The sequence below is a fragment of the Streptomyces sp. BK340 genome (genome assembly GCF_007827595.1).
Lineage (GTDB): Bacteria > Actinomycetota > Actinomycetes > Streptomycetales > Streptomycetaceae > Streptomyces.
This window is the reverse complement of sequence record NZ_VISR01000010.1, coordinates 221,829-236,748: the sequence shown is the minus strand read 5'-3', so window position 1 is coordinate 236,748 and position 14,920 is coordinate 221,829. Positions and strand designations below refer to the sequence as shown.

The 14,920-nt window shown below is 71.4% G+C and carries 13 protein-coding genes; 9 read left to right on the top strand and 4 right to left on the bottom strand.

Annotation, left to right across the window (positions count from 1 at the left end; all coding sequences use genetic code 11):
• The first annotated feature begins 10 nt into the window (after positions 1-10).
• Positions 11-295 carry a DUF317 domain-containing protein gene (locus FB157_RS49660; RefSeq protein WP_398946982.1) on the top strand — a complete coding sequence of 95 codons (285 nt, stop codon included), beginning with the start codon at positions 11-13 and terminating at the stop codon, positions 293-295.
• Here FB157_RS49660 and FB157_RS20315 read toward each other — a convergent pair.
• A complete protein-coding gene (locus FB157_RS20315; protein WP_145881686.1) occupies positions 259-579 on the bottom strand; it encodes a hypothetical protein in 321 nt (106 codons plus the stop codon). The genes FB157_RS49660 and FB157_RS20315 overlap by 37 nt on opposite strands.
• Before the next feature lie 112 nt (positions 580-691).
• Positions 692-2,206 (bottom strand): DUF1254 domain-containing protein, encoded by a 1,515-nt coding sequence (locus tag FB157_RS20310; RefSeq protein ID WP_145881685.1) that lies wholly within the window; start codon positions 2,204-2,206, stop codon positions 692-694.
• A gap of 405 nt (positions 2,207-2,611) precedes the next feature.
• Between FB157_RS20310 and FB157_RS47335 the strand changes: the two genes are divergently transcribed.
• On the top strand, positions 2,612-2,767 hold the full coding sequence (locus FB157_RS47335) for a hypothetical protein (protein WP_186581586.1): 156 nt from the start codon (positions 2,612-2,614) through the stop codon (positions 2,765-2,767).
• Here the strand turns inward: FB157_RS47335 and FB157_RS47330 are convergent.
• Positions 2,764-3,954, bottom strand: coding sequence for a sodium:proton antiporter (locus tag FB157_RS47330; protein WP_186581585.1), 1,191 nt, complete (start codon positions 3,952-3,954; stop codon positions 2,764-2,766). The two genes, FB157_RS47335 and FB157_RS47330, sit on opposite strands and share 4 nt — an antisense overlap.
• Positions 3,955-5,247: 1,293 nt before the next feature.
• On the opposite strand from FB157_RS47330, the gene FB157_RS20300 reads away from it, so the two are divergent.
• From FB157_RS20300 to FB157_RS20265, 7 genes are all read left to right on the top strand, one after another.
• On the top strand, positions 5,248-5,508 hold the full coding sequence (locus tag FB157_RS20300) for an SHOCT domain-containing protein (RefSeq protein WP_145881681.1): 261 nt from the start codon (positions 5,248-5,250) through the stop codon (positions 5,506-5,508).
• Positions 5,509-5,555: 47 nt separating this feature from the next.
• The gene (locus FB157_RS20295; RefSeq protein ID WP_222440947.1) at positions 5,556-6,134 is read left to right on the top strand and encodes a hypothetical protein; all 579 of its coding nucleotides are present in this window, start codon (positions 5,556-5,558) and stop codon (positions 6,132-6,134) included.
• Between the two features lie 405 nt (positions 6,135-6,539).
• Positions 6,540-7,337: an SLBB domain-containing protein gene (locus FB157_RS20285; RefSeq protein WP_261386386.1), complete on the top strand. Its 798-nt coding sequence runs from the start codon at positions 6,540-6,542 to the stop codon at positions 7,335-7,337.
• Positions 7,334-9,667: a heavy metal translocating P-type ATPase gene (locus FB157_RS20280; protein WP_145881677.1), complete on the top strand. Its 2,334-nt coding sequence runs from the start codon at positions 7,334-7,336 to the stop codon at positions 9,665-9,667. Before FB157_RS20285 ends, FB157_RS20280 begins: the two co-directional genes overlap by 4 nt.
• Positions 9,668-9,792: 125 nt before the next feature.
• Positions 9,793-12,477, top strand: coding sequence for a GNAT family N-acetyltransferase (locus FB157_RS20275; protein ID WP_145881675.1), 2,685 nt, complete (start codon positions 9,793-9,795; stop codon positions 12,475-12,477).
• A gap of 29 nt (positions 12,478-12,506) precedes the next feature.
• Entirely contained in the window at positions 12,507-13,235 is a 729-nt protein-coding gene (locus FB157_RS20270; RefSeq protein WP_145881673.1) for a CBS domain-containing protein, read from the top strand.
• 102 nt (positions 13,236-13,337) lie between these two features.
• Positions 13,338-13,850 (top strand): DUF2231 domain-containing protein, encoded by a 513-nt coding sequence (locus FB157_RS20265; protein ID WP_145881671.1) that lies wholly within the window; start codon positions 13,338-13,340, stop codon positions 13,848-13,850.
• Between the two features lie 405 nt (positions 13,851-14,255).
• Here the strand turns inward: FB157_RS20265 and FB157_RS20260 are convergent, their stop codons facing one another.
• Positions 14,256-14,771 (bottom strand): hydrogenase maturation protease, encoded by a 516-nt coding sequence (locus FB157_RS20260; RefSeq protein ID WP_145881669.1) that lies wholly within the window; start codon positions 14,769-14,771, stop codon positions 14,256-14,258.
• Positions 14,772-14,920: the final 149 nt, after the last annotated feature.

The following is a 14,920-nucleotide window of genomic DNA, read 5'->3' as shown; positions in this document are numbered from 1 at the left end:
TCCCAGCAGCATGAGTCACCAGGAGGCTCTGCTGCGGCTGGAGCCCGACCCCGACGGCCGGTGGTGGACCCTCCACAACGCACCGGGACCGGACCGGCCCGCCTGGTACGCAAGCTTCGGCGCCCGCACCCCCGTCGAGATCATCGCGGCGTTCACCGACGCTCTCACCGATCCCACCGCCGCCGGCCACGAGTCCCGACTGCGCGATCACGAACGGCAGGGATGGACGACCGAATTCACCCCGGACTTCAAAACTGGTCACCAAGCGCTACAGGCCGAGTCCTGGAGGATGTGAGCCTCCCCGGTCGCGGTCCGTAGAACGAGGTCGTGCTCTGGGATCTCCGTGCGGTACGCCCATCCGGTCGGCAGCTGCAGTCGGTCCCCCAGTCCGGGTAGCGCGTCCCTGGTGAGGCTGTCGTCCACGATGTACGAGTACGCCTGCATCACGTGCAGTTGGTGGGCGGGTTTTCCTGCGGAGAACAGCCGCTCGGTGTCCCGGTTGATCACTATGTCCTGGTAGAAGCGCCCGGGGCCGCTGCCGCCGAGGTCGAACCCCGCGGGGATGCCGAGGACCGCCAACCAGCGGGCCTGGAGCCCCCGGAAGGAGCGGACCTCGCCGGCCTTGAACGCGGTGATGCGGGCCTCCCCATCGATCGCTGGTGCGGCGGTGGTCTGCCGATGTGCTGAGACGTCAGGCGACGCGGGTCAGAGGAGGGCACTCCCAGGTCGCGTCGATCACCTCCGGGCGGGGCCTGTACATGCGAAGGGCCACGAACCAGGTGCCTTCCTTCGCGGTGGGCAGCCAGTTGGCTTCCTTGCCCTGGTCAGGCGGCTCGTTCTGCAGGTGGATGGTCAGTCCGCCGTCCGCGTCCCACTGCAGGCCGGTGCTGCGGTCGCCCACCGCGTAGCGGTCGGCCGGGTTGGGGATGAGGTTCATGTCCTCGCCGTAGGCGGTCAGCGACCAGAAGGCGTCGACCGGTGGCAGGGCGTCGCCGGGGAAGTGCAGTTCGTACCGGCCTTCGGAGGCCAGCTTCTTGCCGTCCGCGTCGTCGAAGTTGAGCAAGTAGACAGCTTCGGCGGGGTCGTTGGCCGCGACTCCGATCAGCGACTGGTCGGCGGCGCGTTTGAGGAAGTCGTCGCCGAAGCGTCCCATCTGCGGGGGAGGGTAGCGCCAGCCGTGGACGAGGTGGGCCCAGTCGCCGCTGAGGAGCTGCTGTTTGAGCAGGGGCACGCCGACGGCGGCGGCCCGGATCAGGCTTCGTTTGACCGCGTCGGGCTGAGCCTCGACGTCGAGGCCGGGGCCTATGCCGATCTGGGCGAACTGCTGGAGAAGGACGTGGTGGTGGGACGGTGGAGGGTTCTCGGCCAGCATCGCGTTCAGGGTCTTCCACGGCCCCAGGGGATCCTCCTCTGCCGGGATCGGTGTCAGGACGTCCCGGCTTTCGGGGACCTTCGCGTCCGGCGTGCCGAACAGGCTGAGCGGGGTGAGCCGGTACTGCTCCTGTAGTTCCCGGACGCGTGGCACGTCGTCCGGGCCACCGACGAGAGTGCGGCCGATGATGAGAACCCAGGGGCTGGGAGCCTTCTTCAGGTGTCGCACCTCAGTGGGAAGTTTTCCCTGCCACTGCGGGCCGACGAGGGCGAAGCTGCCCGCGTCGGAGCCGGTGGTGCGCTGACCGACGTAGTCGAAGTTGTCGGACGTGATCCCCACCAGTTCGAAGGTGAAGTACCGGTCACCCATGTCCGGATGGGAGAGGATGACCGGCTCGCTGCCGAGATTCACCCAGGCCGCCGAATACAGGGTGTCATTGTTGGGGCACCCGCCGTCCCGGTAGGTCGCGTCCAGCAACCGCTCGGCGTGCCAGAAATGGTTGACGGGCGCGTACGGAACCGTCGAGGGGTTACGCGGTTGCGTCACCCAGTCGTGCCTCAGCCGGGCGTTGTAGATGTACGGAAACCCGTAGACGAACGCCTGTTCACCGAGCGTGTAGGCGTACTCACCACGCCAGTCGTCCATGCGCCCGGTCAGGGTCGGCTTCACTGCCTGACCCAGCGCGGGCACGATGTCCGGCAGATGGCGTGCGCGATCGATCGTGGACTTCAGGTGAAGGGCTGCGGACCCGGCGGCCCGTGCCACCGTGACGGCTGCGCCGGCCGCGTCCTCGGGGATCCGCCGCCAGGCAGGGCTCTGCGATGGTTCGGACATATCGGCACCACTTCGCTCAGCATCGAGGACGAGGTCTCCGGACCCCGGCCGCGTGGTCTCACCTCTCCCCGTCGACCATCCTCCCCCGCGCCGTCGGTCGCCGCAGCCGCAGAGGTCCCGACCGCCTCACCCAGGGTGGCCACGGGCCACGACGGCCGCCTCCCGCTGTGCGGGCGTAAACGGCACTCGTGCTGCCGAACGGCGAAGCCCGTCGAAGAGCGGGCGTCCGGACAAGCGCCTGGGTTCGCGACCGCGGGGGTGAGGCCCTGGGCGCTTCCGGAGCAGTCAGTGTCAGGGGAACGCAGATCGCTCAGAACCTTCATGTCGCAGAAAGTGAGTGACCATATGTCGCCATCGCCGGCCGACCAGGCTTCAGCGACCAGGACGTTCGAGGATCTCCGCGGCGTGCCCCGCGCCGAGATCGTCGTCTTCACCAAGTCGGAGTTCCACGGAGACGCCGTGTGGATGAACGGGCCGCGCCACGCCCTCATGGACGCCGCCACCGCGGAACTGCGCGACGCAGGACGAGTCACCTCCGCAGAGGGCATCGCCGCGGACTAGGAAACGGGAGTTCCCTCGCGCAGCTTCCGGCCCGTGGCCGTGGTCTTCTCGTGCCAGCCGCCGTACCGGTCGGCGAGGGCGACGGCGGAGACACCGTGCAGCAACACGCTCAGGCCGACAGTGACCGCCACCACGCTCGCCAGCAACTCGACTCCCTGGACGTGCTCCTCCTCAAGGAGCAGCAGCCCGAGCACGACGGATGCCAGACCGCGGGGTCCGAACCACCCGATGTAGGCCACCGTGGGAAGTCGCAGCCCGCTGCCGGCGAGCGCGACGGCCACTGGCAGCATCCGGACGACGGTGAGGCTGAGAACCGCGTAGCCGACGATGCCCCAGCTCAGCTTCTCCAGCGTCGGGCCGAGCAGTACGGCTCCGAAGACCAGCAGACTGAGTGAGGCCAGGAGTTCCCCGAGGTGCTCGGTGAAGGCGGCGGTACGGTCGGGGACGTCCCGCAAAGGGCCGGGGTTCTCCTGCAATTCAGCGGCCGGGAACCGGCGCAGTGTGTAACCGAAGGCGAAGCCGCCGATCCAGGCGGCGATGAAGCCGCTGCCGTCCACCACGACGGCGAGTGCGTATGCGGCCGTGGCGACGGCCGGGACGAAGAGCTGCGCCCACTCACGCGAGACCCATCCCCGTGCCTGCGCCGATCGCAACAGCCGGCCGCCGACCGCGCCGACGAGAAAGCCCAGGGCCGAGCTGAGTACCAGCGCGCGCCAGAAGACGCCCTGTTCTCCCTCTTGCGCGGCGGACGTGCCTGGTATCGCAGCCAGGAAGAGCAGGAAGAACGGCAGCACCATGCCGTCGTTCAGGCCGCTCTCCACGTTGAGGCCGTGCCGGACGAGTGCGGGGACGCGTGGACTGGACATGGCGGTCTTGCCGAGGGCTGCGTCCGTGGGAGCGAGGACGGCACCGACCAAGGCGAGTTCCCAGGGGGTCAGCCCGGGTAGCAGGGGCCATGCCAGCAGCCAGCCTGCTCCGATGGTCATCGGCAGACCGACGCCCAGGAGCCGGCCCGGCAGGAAACCGCCGGTTCGCAGGTCCCGCCTGCGGACAGTCATGGCGTCGGTGAACAACACCAGGGTGAGGGCCGCTTCGAGCAGTGCGATGACCGGCTCGGCGCCGTGCTTCAGGTCAACGATGTCGAGCGCCACCGGACCGAGGACGACTCCGCAGCCGACGAACACCATTGCCGCGACACCGGTGACACTGCCAACCGCCGCGACCCCAGGGCGTATGCGGCCGTGACACTCGCCACCGCCACGCCGGCCCATGCTTCGCCGCTCATCGCCGGCGCCCTCCGTCGGCATCACTTCGCTCAGCAGCGCAGAATGCAGGTCCCCGGCGCTTCGGGCCCGATACTCCGCCCGACACCATCCTCCTCCGGTTGTCCGGCCGACGCAGCCGGAGAGCCGTCCGGCGCGCCCACGCTCGGTCATCGACTGAGGCTTCCGGAGGCCAACGGTGGCGTGTCCGCACACTCGGCGAAGACTCGCTGATGGACAGTCCGGCACCAGTAAGGCCGACAGAACGACCGGAACGCCCGCGGCCGACGACAGCACCGGCAGCCTGTCGCGGAGGTGCCAGGGAGTTGCTGGGCCAGGCCGCTGGGGCGCGCCCGCCGGCTCACCCGAGTCGAGCAGGTCATCGAGCAGCCGAGCATCGTCGTCCCGGTCGAGGAACAGACGGAGAGTCGTTCCCAGCAGCTCGGCGTACGGGACGAGGGCCCTCGCACCCGGCGGGCCGGCGGTGCGGCTGACGAAATTGCACCGCAGAGGGATCCTGGTGGGTGTGAGCGCCTGCGCCTCGACTACGCCCTCCTCCCGCCCCAACGCAGCACTGATGCCGTCGAGTTGTGGGTCATGCGTGACGTCCTCACCCGGAGCGTCGTAGCCGATGCTCCGGGTGGTCACCAGCATCCGGATCGAGGTCAAAGGAACGGTGAACCGGCCGGCTCGGTCCCGCACCTCGGCCAGCAGGGGCGCCTCGTACTCATCGGGAGTGTCAACCCGCAGAGACTCCGCAAGCACGGCCTCGCGGATCAGTTGCGGACCGGTGAGCTGATCCCAGTCATCGGCCCGGAAGGGCCTCGGCGCCCTTCACGGGCTCTTCTTCACCCGGCACGGCGCAAGGGTATCTTCGCGTACTGACTGCGATACAGAGTGCGACGTCCAGAAAGCAAGGCAGCGCCTGCGCGAGCCCCTTGTCGTGCGCAACCTCCAGCCCTGCCCCGGCGCCTGCAGCCACCTCGTCGTGTGCGCTCCGGTGACCTCGTCCATCGGCACGTCCACACGACCACTGAACGGGCGATGGCAGCGCTCGACCATACCGGGTGCACGCAGAACGAGGAGCCGTGGTGCCGCACCGGCATGCTCGCCGTCACTTCCCCTCTCGGTCCTGCGGCGGGGCCGAACGGCCCTGGCACCGGTCCGGAGGCGCACGGACAATGCGGAGCAGGAAGCCTCTTGGGGAGGTGAGCTGCGGTGATGTACTGGGACGGCGGCTGGGGCTGGATGGCCTTCATGCCGCTGCTGTGGATCGTGCTGATCGGGCTCGTGGTGTGGGCGGTGGTCCACCTCACCCGGCGCCCCGCCGATCGCGGCGGAGGCACGGAGCACCGATGGGCCCCCAGAGAGACGCCGGAAGAGATCCTCGACCGTCGCTTCGCCTCCGGCGAGATCGATGCCGCCGCCTACAACGAGGCACGCGAGCACCTGACCGCCCACCGGCCGAGGCCCCGGTGAACCGGCTGCGCGGCCGCTGGCTGCCACTCACCGTTCTGATCGCCGCGGTGGCTGCACTCATTGCATCGGTCGTGTGGGTGGCGGGCAGCGACTTCGGACGGCCCGGATCCCGGGCCATGACGGGTGCCCTCTCCCGCGATGGACCAGTCCACAATCTGAAGGAAGCCGAGGGTGCGGCCGGGCGCTTCGCCGACCGGTGGGACCTGCACCTCGGCGAAGTCATGCAGTTCAGCAACGGCTATTACGCCGAACTTCTCGACCGCGGCGGCAAGGGGGCCACGGAGATCCTCATCGACCCGCGCTCCGGCACCGTCCACCTGGAGTTCGGCCCGGCGATGATGTGGAACACCTCCTATGGCATGATGCCGGCCCGCCCCCAGAACGACGGTGCACCCGCTATTGGGCCGGACCGAGCGGTGCGGATCGCCGATCAGTGGCTGCGCGAGCACCGTCCCGGACTGCACGCCGCTGAGCCTGAAGCCTTCCCCGGGTACTACACCCTGCACACCCTGCGCGACGGCCACATCACGGGGATGCTCTCGGTCAACTCACGGACCGGCGCGGTCTGGTACCACACCTGGCATGGCCGCTTCCTCCAGATGCGAGAGCAGCCTGACAACACATGAGGCAAGGCAGCGCCCTCGCCAAACCGGAATCTCCTGCGAATGCCGTCAGTGCGGACGGAGGACGAACGGCCCCTGCTGTCGAGACGGGCAGAGCCGCAGGCTGGAAGGGACGAGCAGTGATCGCATCGTCCGGGAGGCGGGTGGCCGGCATGAACACCCAGGCCATGGGCACGGCAGAAGAGACGCGGGTGCTGGTCGTGGAGGACGACCGCGGCATCGCGGAGTCCTTGGTGCGGGGTTCGCGGCAAGCCGGCTACTCGGTCGAGGACGTCCGGACCGGCCGGGTGGTGAGTCGCCGGCAGATCCTCGAACGCGCCTGGGACGCCCACTGGTACGGCCCCACCAAGGGGCCTCGCCCGCTGGGAGTGGTTCCGGCAGGCGGGGACCCCGGAGGAGCCCGGCACCATGCTCGTCACCGTCTCCGGTGCCGTCGCAGCTCCAGGTGTTCTGGAAGTCGCGCTCGGCACGCCGCTCGCCGCACTCCTCGACCACGCCAAAGGGCCGACGCGGTCACTGCGAGCAGTCCTGCTCGGTGGCTTCGCCGGCACCTGGCTCCCGACGGCGCATCTGCACACGCCCCTCACCCGGCGCGACCTCGCTCTGCTGGGTGCCGCACCCGGCGCGGGCGTGCTGATCGCGCTGCCCCGAGCAGCCTGCGCTCTGGCCGAGACGGCCAGAATGCTGGCCTACCTGGCCGCCCACAGCGCCCGTCAGTGCGGCCCCTGCCGCTATGGGCTGCCCGCGGTGGCCGAGGACTTCGCCGCCCTCGCGGCCGGAAGGGCTGATACGGACCTGCTGTCCAGGCTGCGCCGCCGTACCGGTCTCCTGCCGGACCGGGCGCCTGCTGTCACCCCGACGGTGCCGCTAGGCTCGCCGCCTCCGCCCTGCACGCCTTCGCCGACGACGTCGACCACCACCTCGCCCACGGCGCCTGCCCCGCCACCCACTGGCAACCCCAGATACCCGTGCCGTCCGCAACTCCCCCGGACACCTGGCGATGACCGGCACCCGAACCCCGCGCATCGACCGCATCCTGGCCCTGCACACCGACGACGGCTCGGCATGACCAGCACCGCGCGCAGTGCCTGTCCGGCCCTGGAGTGGGGCCGGACGTCCCCTGCCGCCGGCAACGGGCGGCGCGATGTGATGGAGGGGGACCGAACCGAAGGGTCGCCGCGCCGGACGGACCGAGGTACGCCATGAACCACCGCCCCACCCTCGCAGCACGGCTGCGCCGCCCGACCGTGGCGGTCGTGTCCCTGCGGCTCGAACCCGTCCTCCTGGCTGTCACCGCTTCGGCCCTGACCGCAGGCGGCATCGCCTGGCTGGTCGGTGAGGTCAGGGTCGCCGACCTGTGCTGGGCCCTGGGCACCCTGTCCGCCGTCGTCCCGGCGGTGGGGTGGGTCCTGACCGCCCTGCGGCAGCGACACGCAGGCGTGGACCTTATCGCCGTACTCGCCCTTGGCGGCACCCTGGCCGTCCACGAATACCTGGCCGGTGCCCTGATCGCCCTGATGCTCGCCACCGGACGCACCCTGGAGGCAGCCGCCCAGCGGCGGGCCTCCCACGACCTGCGTGCCCTGCTGGAGCACGCGCCCCGCTCGGCGCGCCGCCGCACCGACGCCGGAGTGGCCACGGTGCCACTGTCCGAGGTCGCAGTCGGTGACCTGCTCGTCGTCGGCCCCGGCGAGGTGGTCCCGGTCGACGGCCGCGTGGAGAGCCCCGCCGCCGTACTCGACGAGTCGGTGCTCACCGGTGAGCCCCTCCAGATCGAACGGGCCCGGGACGAGATGGTGCGCAGTGGCGTGGTGAACGCCGGAGGCGCCTTCGAGCTGCGCGCCACCGCAACAGCGCAGGACAGCACGTACGCGGGAATCGTGCGCCTTGCGCAGCAGGCCGGGGCCGAGTCCGCGCCCGTCGTACGGCTGGCCGACCGGTACGCGGCCTGGTTCCTGCCCCTGTCCCTCGCGGTTGCGGGATTGGCCTGGCTGATCAGCGGCTCCGCCGTACGCGCGGTCGCCGTCCTGGTGGTCGCCACGCCGTGCCCTCTCCTGCTGGCCGCCCCGGTCGCCATCGTCTCCGGCCTCTCCCGCGCCTCCCGCCTCGGCGTCGTCATCCGCGACGGCGGCGCACTGGAGAACCTCGGCCGCGCCCGCACCCTCCTACTCGACAAGACCGGCACCCTCACCCAAGGCCGCCCCCGCGTCCTCGACGTGACCGCCGCCCCCGGCTTCACGCCCCCAGAAGTCGTCCGTCTCGCGGCCTCACTCGACCAGTACTCACCCCACGTCCTGGCCCAGGCCATCGTGGACACCGCCCGCAAACGCAAGCTGGAGCTGTCGATCCCCTCCGACGTCACCGAGGAACCCGGCCGGGGCGCCACCGGCACCGTGGACGCACACGAGGTCTCCATCGGCCGCGTCGACCCCACCGACCACCGGCCGCCCTGGGCCAAGGCGGTGGACAACCGCGCCCTCCTCGACGGCGCGGCCGTCGCCTGGCTCACCGTCGACGGGCACCTGGCCGGAGCACTGCTCCTGCGCGACCCGCTGCGGTCCGATGCCCCGCGCACTCTGCGCCACCTGCGCGCGGCAGGCATCCAGCGACTGCTGATGCTCACCGGCGACCGATCCACACCAGCCCACGAAGTCGCCGCCGTCCTCGGCCTGGACGACGTACGCGCCGAACTCGGCCCGGCCGACAAGGTCGCCGCCGTACGCGCCGAACGCGAGCACGCGGTCACCGTGATGGTGGGCGACGGCGTCAACGACGCCCCTGCCCTCGCCGCCGCCGACATCGGCGTCGCCATGGGCGCCCGCGGTTCCACCGCCTCCTCCGAAGCCGCCGACATCGTCCTGACCACCGACCGCGTCGACCGCCTCGCCGACGCGGTCACCATCGCCCAGCGTGCCCGGCACATCGCCGTCCAGAGCGCCCTCGGCGGCATGCTGATGTCGCTGGCCGCCATGGCCGCAGCCGCAGCCGGCCTGCTTCCGCCCGCCGCCGGAGCCCTGCTCCAGGAGGGCATCGACGTCGCGGTCATCCTCAACGCCCTGCGCGCCCTGCGGGTCGACCAGACCACGCGACCGGCCCTCTCCCCCGCCGCCGAAGCCCTCATCCACCGCTTCGCCGCCGAACACGACGATCTCCAGGATGTCCTCGAAGCCGTACGCGACGCCGCCGACCGCCTTTCCGACACCTCCGGCCCCGAGGCCCTGGCGGTCGTCGAGGAGACACACCGACTGCTCACCGAACGGCTGCTGCCCCACGAGTACGCCGAGGAGCACCAGCTCTACCCCGCCCTCGCACCCACCCTGGGCGGCCCGGAAGCCACGGCCACCATGAGCCGGGCCCACACGGAGATCGAACGCCTCTCCCGCCGCATCGCCACACACCTGCGGCTGGCTCAGGCCGAGGGCGGCCTGTCCCCCGGCCAGCTCGACGACCTGCGCTCCTGCCTGTACGGACTGCACACCGTCCTCCGCCTGCACTTCACGCAGGAGGAGGAGAGCTACTTCTCGCTGGCCCAGTGAGGTCATGCGGGGCCTGCCCCCGCCCGGGAGGGCCGTTCGGCCCGCGCGGTGCCCGGTCAGCCCCTGTGCCACCGGGGCCCGCCGCCGGACGCTGAACGCGGGATCATCCGGAGGGAGAGCTCCTCATGACCGGCATCCAGGAAGTCCCGGTGCACGCCCTGCTGACCGACGGAACCACCGTGCGCATACGGCAGGCGGGCCCGGCGGACCGTGAGGAAGTGCAGCGGCTGTACGAGGAGATGTCACCGCAGAACCTGCGGTTGCGGTTCTTCTCCCTCAACCCGGCCTCCGCCCGGAAGGCCGCCGAGCGGGTAGCGAGGGGCGATCGTCCCGGCTACCGCGGGCTGGCCGCCGAGTGTGACGGACGGCTCGTGGGGCTGGCCGAGTACGAGGTCCTGCCGGGCGGCAGCACGGCGGACATCTCGGTGGCCGTCGCCGACGACTGGCACCACCTCGGTGTGGCCACCCTCCTGCTGGAACACCTCGCCGACGCCGCGCGCACGGCGGGCGTCACCGCCTTCAGCGCCGACGCCCTGGCCGAGAACCACGACGTGCTGAAGGTCTTCCACGACCTGGGGCTGCGCGTCACTCGCCACTTCGACGGACCCGAGGTGCACTGCACGGTCGAACTCACCGAAGACGAGACCTACTTGAGCGCCGTGGAGTCCCGCGGCCGACTGGCGGACATAGCCAGCCTGCGGCCGTTGCTGCGCCCCGGCACCGTCGCGGTGATCGGCGCTGGCCGCAGACCTGGGTCGGTCGGGCGCGTGATCCTGCGGAACATCCACAACGGTTCGTACGCCGGGCGGCTGTTCGCCGTGCATCCTGAGGCGGTCGCGGTCCCCGGGGTGCACGCCTGCCGGACCGTCGCCGACCTGCCACAGGTGCCGGACCTGGCTGTGATCGCTGTTCCGGCCGCGGCCGTTGCCGAGGTGGCCGAGGAGTGCGGGCGGGCCGGCGTGCGCGGCCTGCTCGTAGTGTCCGCGGGCCTGGACGTGCACCAGAGTGGTGCTCTGATGGGCGCGTGCCGACGTCATGGCATGCGGCTCGTCGGCCCGAACTGCCTCGGCCTGGCCAACACTGAGGACGGCGTCCACCTGGACGCCACCTTCGCCGCCCGGCACCCCGGGCCCGGCACAGCCGGGGTCGCCGTGCAGTCCGGCGGTGTCGGCATCGCGCTGCTGGACGGGCTGGCCCGGCTCGGCATCGGGGTGTCGACCTTCGTCTCGCTCGGCGACAAGTACGACGTCAGCGGCAACGACATGCTCCAGTGGTGGGAGGACGACGGCCATACCGACCTGGCGCTGTTGCACCTGGAGTCCTTCGGCAATCCCCGCGCCTTCTCGCGCACCGCCCGCCGCCTGGCTCGCATGATGCCCGTACTGACCGTGGACGCCGGCCGGTCCGAGGCCGGACGGCGGGCCGCCGCCTCACACACGGCGGCGGCAACCCCGACCATGACCCGGCAGGCCCTGTTCACCCAGGCCGGCATCACCGCCACCCGCACCATCGGTGAACTCCTCGACACCGCCGCCCTCTTGCACGCCCAGCCGCTGCCTCACGGTACGAAGATCGCCGTCGTCAGCAACGCGGGCGGGGCGGGCGTCCTGGCCGCCGACGCGTGCGTCGAAGCCGGGCTCGTCGTCCCGCGGCTCGCTGCCAACCTGGTCGAGGAACTCCTCGCCCTGCTGCCCGAGGGCGCCACCGCAGCCAACCCCGTGGACGTCACCGCGGCCGTCGGCGAGGAGCAACTGAGGGCATGCATCGGCCTTCTGGCCCGGCACGGCGCAGTGGACGCGGTTCTGGTGAGCCTGGTCCCTACGGCGGTCGCGGCGGCCACTGGCGAGGACCTGGTGCGCGCTCTGACCTCGGCCCCTGGCCCGCTCGCCCGCGCGGTCGTCGGGGTGCTGCCCGCGCAGGCGGCACGTGTCGAGCTGCTGCCGACCGCCGGCGGGGGCAGCGTGCCCGCGTATTCCGATGCCGAGGACGCCGCCCGTGCCCTGGCCCACGCCGCGGCCCGCGCCGACTGGCTCGCCTGCCTGCCAGGCACCGTACCGGAGTTGCCAGCAGTGGAGACCGGGCGGGCAAAGAGCCTGACCGCCGCGTTCCTGGACGGGCATCCGGAGGGAGGCTGGCTGGATCCGCAGGCGACAGCCGCGCTCCTCGACTGCTACGGCATCCCGCAGATCCCCTGGTCCTGGGCCCGGGACGAGGACGAGGCGGCCGCCGCGGCCGAGCGGCTCGCCGGACCGGACGGACGGGTCGTCATGAAGGCGTACTGGCCCGGTCTGCTGCACAAGAGCGAGCAGCACGCCCTTCACCTCGATCTTCAGAACCCCTCCCAGGTCAGGGCGGCCCATCGCGACCTGGTCACCCGGTTCGGCGACCGGATGACCGGAGTGGTCGTCCAGCCGCTCGCCGAACGCGGCACCGAGTTGTTCGCCGGGGTCGTCCAGGACGAGGTCTTCGGGCCGCTCGTGGTGTTCGGCCTCGGCGGTACCGCGACCGAACTGCTCGCCGACCACGCGGCCCGTCTCGCCCCGCTCACCGACCTCGACGTGCACGACCTGCTCACCTCGCCGCGCTGCTCCCCGCTGCTGTTCGGCTACGCCGGCAGCCCCGCAGCCGACCTCGGCGGCCTGGAACAGCTGCTGCACCGGCTGTCCCGGATGGCCTCCGACCTGCCCGAACTGACGGAAGCCGACCTCAACCCCGTGCTGGCCGGGCCGCACGGCGTCACCACGCTCGACGCCCGCGTCCGGCTCGTGCCGCGCCACCCCCACGATCCGTATCTGCGCCGCCTGCGCTGACGGGTCCCCTCCACCGAGGGAGGTCAGCCATGAAACCCACCAAGGTCGGCGCCGTCATGACCGACGACGTCGTCACGGTCCGCTACGGCACCCCGTTCAAGGAGGTCGTACGCCTACTCCGCGAGCACCGCATCAGCGGCCTGCCGGTGATCGACGAGGACGACAAGGTCATCGGGGTCATCTCCGAGACCGACCTGATGCAGCGCCAGGCCCGTCCGTCGGAGTCGGGCGGCCGTCTCGGCACCTGGCTGCGCAGGCTGGGCCACGGTGCCCGCACGAGCGCCGCCCGCAGCCGGGCACGCACGGCCGGCGGGCTCATGTCGGCACCGGCCGTGACCGTCCCCGCGGAGGCGGCCCTGCCGGAGGCCGCCCGGCTGATGGCGCGACACGGCATCGAACGGCTGCCGGTGGTCGACGAAGAGGACCGGCTGGCCGGCATCGTCACCCGCCGCGACCTGCTCCAGGTCTTCCTGCGCTCCGACGAGGAGATACGGCACGCCGTGCAGCACGAGGTGTTCGCCGACGCACTCTGGCTCAGCCCGGACATCGCCGAAGTCGCGGTGTACGACGGTGTGGTCACGCTCACCGGACAGCTGGAGCGTCGCAGCGACGCCGCCCTCGCGGTCGGCCTGACGCGCCGACTGGACGGTGTCGTCGACGTTGTGGACCACCTCACCTACCGCTTCGACGACAGGCACGCGCAGCCTGCCGGACCGGCCGACCGCGGCGTGGCCGACGGCTGGCTGGGCCGACCGTGAGGGGCTGAAGCACACGCCACCCCTTGGCTTGATCGACTGAGAGGCAACTGAGAGTTTGCTGTGCCAGGCTGACGCGCCCCTTACCCCCTCAGGAGCGCCTGAATGAGTCTGATCAACGGTCTGCCCAGCCATGTCCTGCTGGTCCATGTGGTTGTCGTGCTGATACCCCTGACCGCTCTGGCCCTGGTCGCGGCCGCGCTGTGGCCGCGCGCCGCCCGGCGGCTGGGTCCGCTGCTGCCCCTTCTCGCACTCGTAGCCCTGGTCAGCGTGCCGCTGACCACGCACGCCGGCGAGTGGCTGGAACGGCACGTGGACGACGATGCCCTGGTGCGCCGGCACACCGAGCTGGGCGACGGCCTGCTGCCGTGGGCGTTGGGCCTGTTCGTGCTGGCGGCGGTCGTGTGGTGGACGGGGCGGCGCGCTCCGGCGGAGCCTGGACAGGGCGGCGGCACGCGCTGGTCCGCACTGCCCGTACGGATCGCCGTGGGCGTGCTCTCACTGGCCGTTGCGGTAGGGGCGGTGGTGGACGTCTACCGGATCGGCGACTCCGGGGCGAAGGCAGCCTGGCACGACTCCTACTCGAAGACGGCGACAGGATCAGAAGGCGGCTCCTGAACCGGCGCGGGCCCGCTTGCCCGCGTCGCGGGGCAGAACGCGCCAGTTGTGCGGGCGCGGGTCGGCGAGGCTTCGGAAAAGGCCGCGGTCGAAGAGGATGCCGGCGTGGTCGCACTCGACCAGGAAATGCGCTGTCGGTGACCGTGCCTACGCGCCGAGGAAGTTGAGCAGGGCTGGCCGGGTCCGGTTGGGCGGCCGGTCCGAGAGACCGGGAATCTCGGTCGTCATGTACCCGGACTCCTCGTTCGTGTCGCCGTATTGGGGCCGATCGGCACTGGTGGCCCGGCGGTTCCCGTGGTGTGCTGGAGGTGGCGGGAAGGACCCGTTGGAGACGCGGGGAAGCGGCCCGCAGCCGCGCACCGCGCAATCCGGATCCACGAGAAGCGGATGGCCCTTCCCGCCCTGTCATGCCGTGGCCGGGTCGGTGGTGCCGCGTGCCGCGGCGACCCGGTGCCGGACGATCTCGTCCTCGACGCGTTCGACGAGGGTGTCGACCGCGGCGGCGACGGACGGGGACAGTCCCGGTCCGAGTGAGGCGTCGGCGACCTCGACGGCGTACGCGACCAGGCGGCCGGGCAGCCGGTCCAGCTCCCACGCCACCTCCAGGGCCTCGCCGAGTCCACGCGGGTGGAGCTCGTCGGGCCGGGCCAGTCGGCGGGCGTCCAGCTCGAGGCGGTGGATGCGGCCGGGGTGACTTGGCCGGGTGTGCGCCGCTTCGAGTACGACGGTCAGGTCGGTGTGGTCCCACAGCTGGATCAGCCGCCCCGGATCGAGGTCGCACTCCGCCAGGACGGTGCCGGGAGGGAAGGGCCTCTCCACCGCCCGTTCGCGCAGTCGGGACAGTACGGCCCGGCCGACACCGTCGTCGTGCCGGGACGGGTCGCCGACCGCGATGATCGCGATTCGCGTAGAGGTGCGCATGGTGTGTCTCCCTCCACTGCGGGTACCTCCAGCCTGCGGTGCGACCGACGGGGTGCCCATGAGCCGAAGGTCCCCGGACGGGCCCGCGCGGCCCGTGGTGAATGGCCGGTGACGCGCGCACGCTGGGGTCAGGAACCATGAAGGGAGCC

Coding starts and splice junctions, on each gene's coding strand:
- FB157_RS20270 (WP_145881673.1), top strand. CDS start 12,507: ATGAAACCCACCAAGGTCGGCGCCGTCATGACCGACGACGTCGTCACG.
- FB157_RS49660 (WP_398946982.1), top strand. CDS start 11: ATGAGTCACCAGGAGGCTCTGCTGCGGCTGGAGCCCGACCCCGACGGC.
- FB157_RS20265 (WP_145881671.1), top strand. CDS start 13,338: ATGAGTCTGATCAACGGTCTGCCCAGCCATGTCCTGCTGGTCCATGTG.
- FB157_RS20260 (WP_145881669.1), bottom strand. CDS start 14,771: ATGCGCACCTCTACGCGAATCGCGATCATCGCGGTCGGCGACCCGTCC.
- FB157_RS20310 (WP_145881685.1), bottom strand. CDS start 2,206: ATGTCCGAACCATCGCAGAGCCCTGCCTGGCGGCGGATCCCCGAGGAC.
- FB157_RS47330 (WP_186581585.1), bottom strand. CDS start 3,954: ATGGTGTTCGTCGGCTGCGGAGTCGTCCTCGGTCCGGTGGCGCTCGAC.
- FB157_RS20275 (WP_145881675.1), top strand. CDS start 9,793: ATGACCGGCATCCAGGAAGTCCCGGTGCACGCCCTGCTGACCGACGGA.
- FB157_RS20285 (WP_261386386.1), top strand. CDS start 6,540: ATGCTCGTCACCGTCTCCGGTGCCGTCGCAGCTCCAGGTGTTCTGGAA.
- FB157_RS20280 (WP_145881677.1), top strand. CDS start 7,334: ATGAACCACCGCCCCACCCTCGCAGCACGGCTGCGCCGCCCGACCGTG.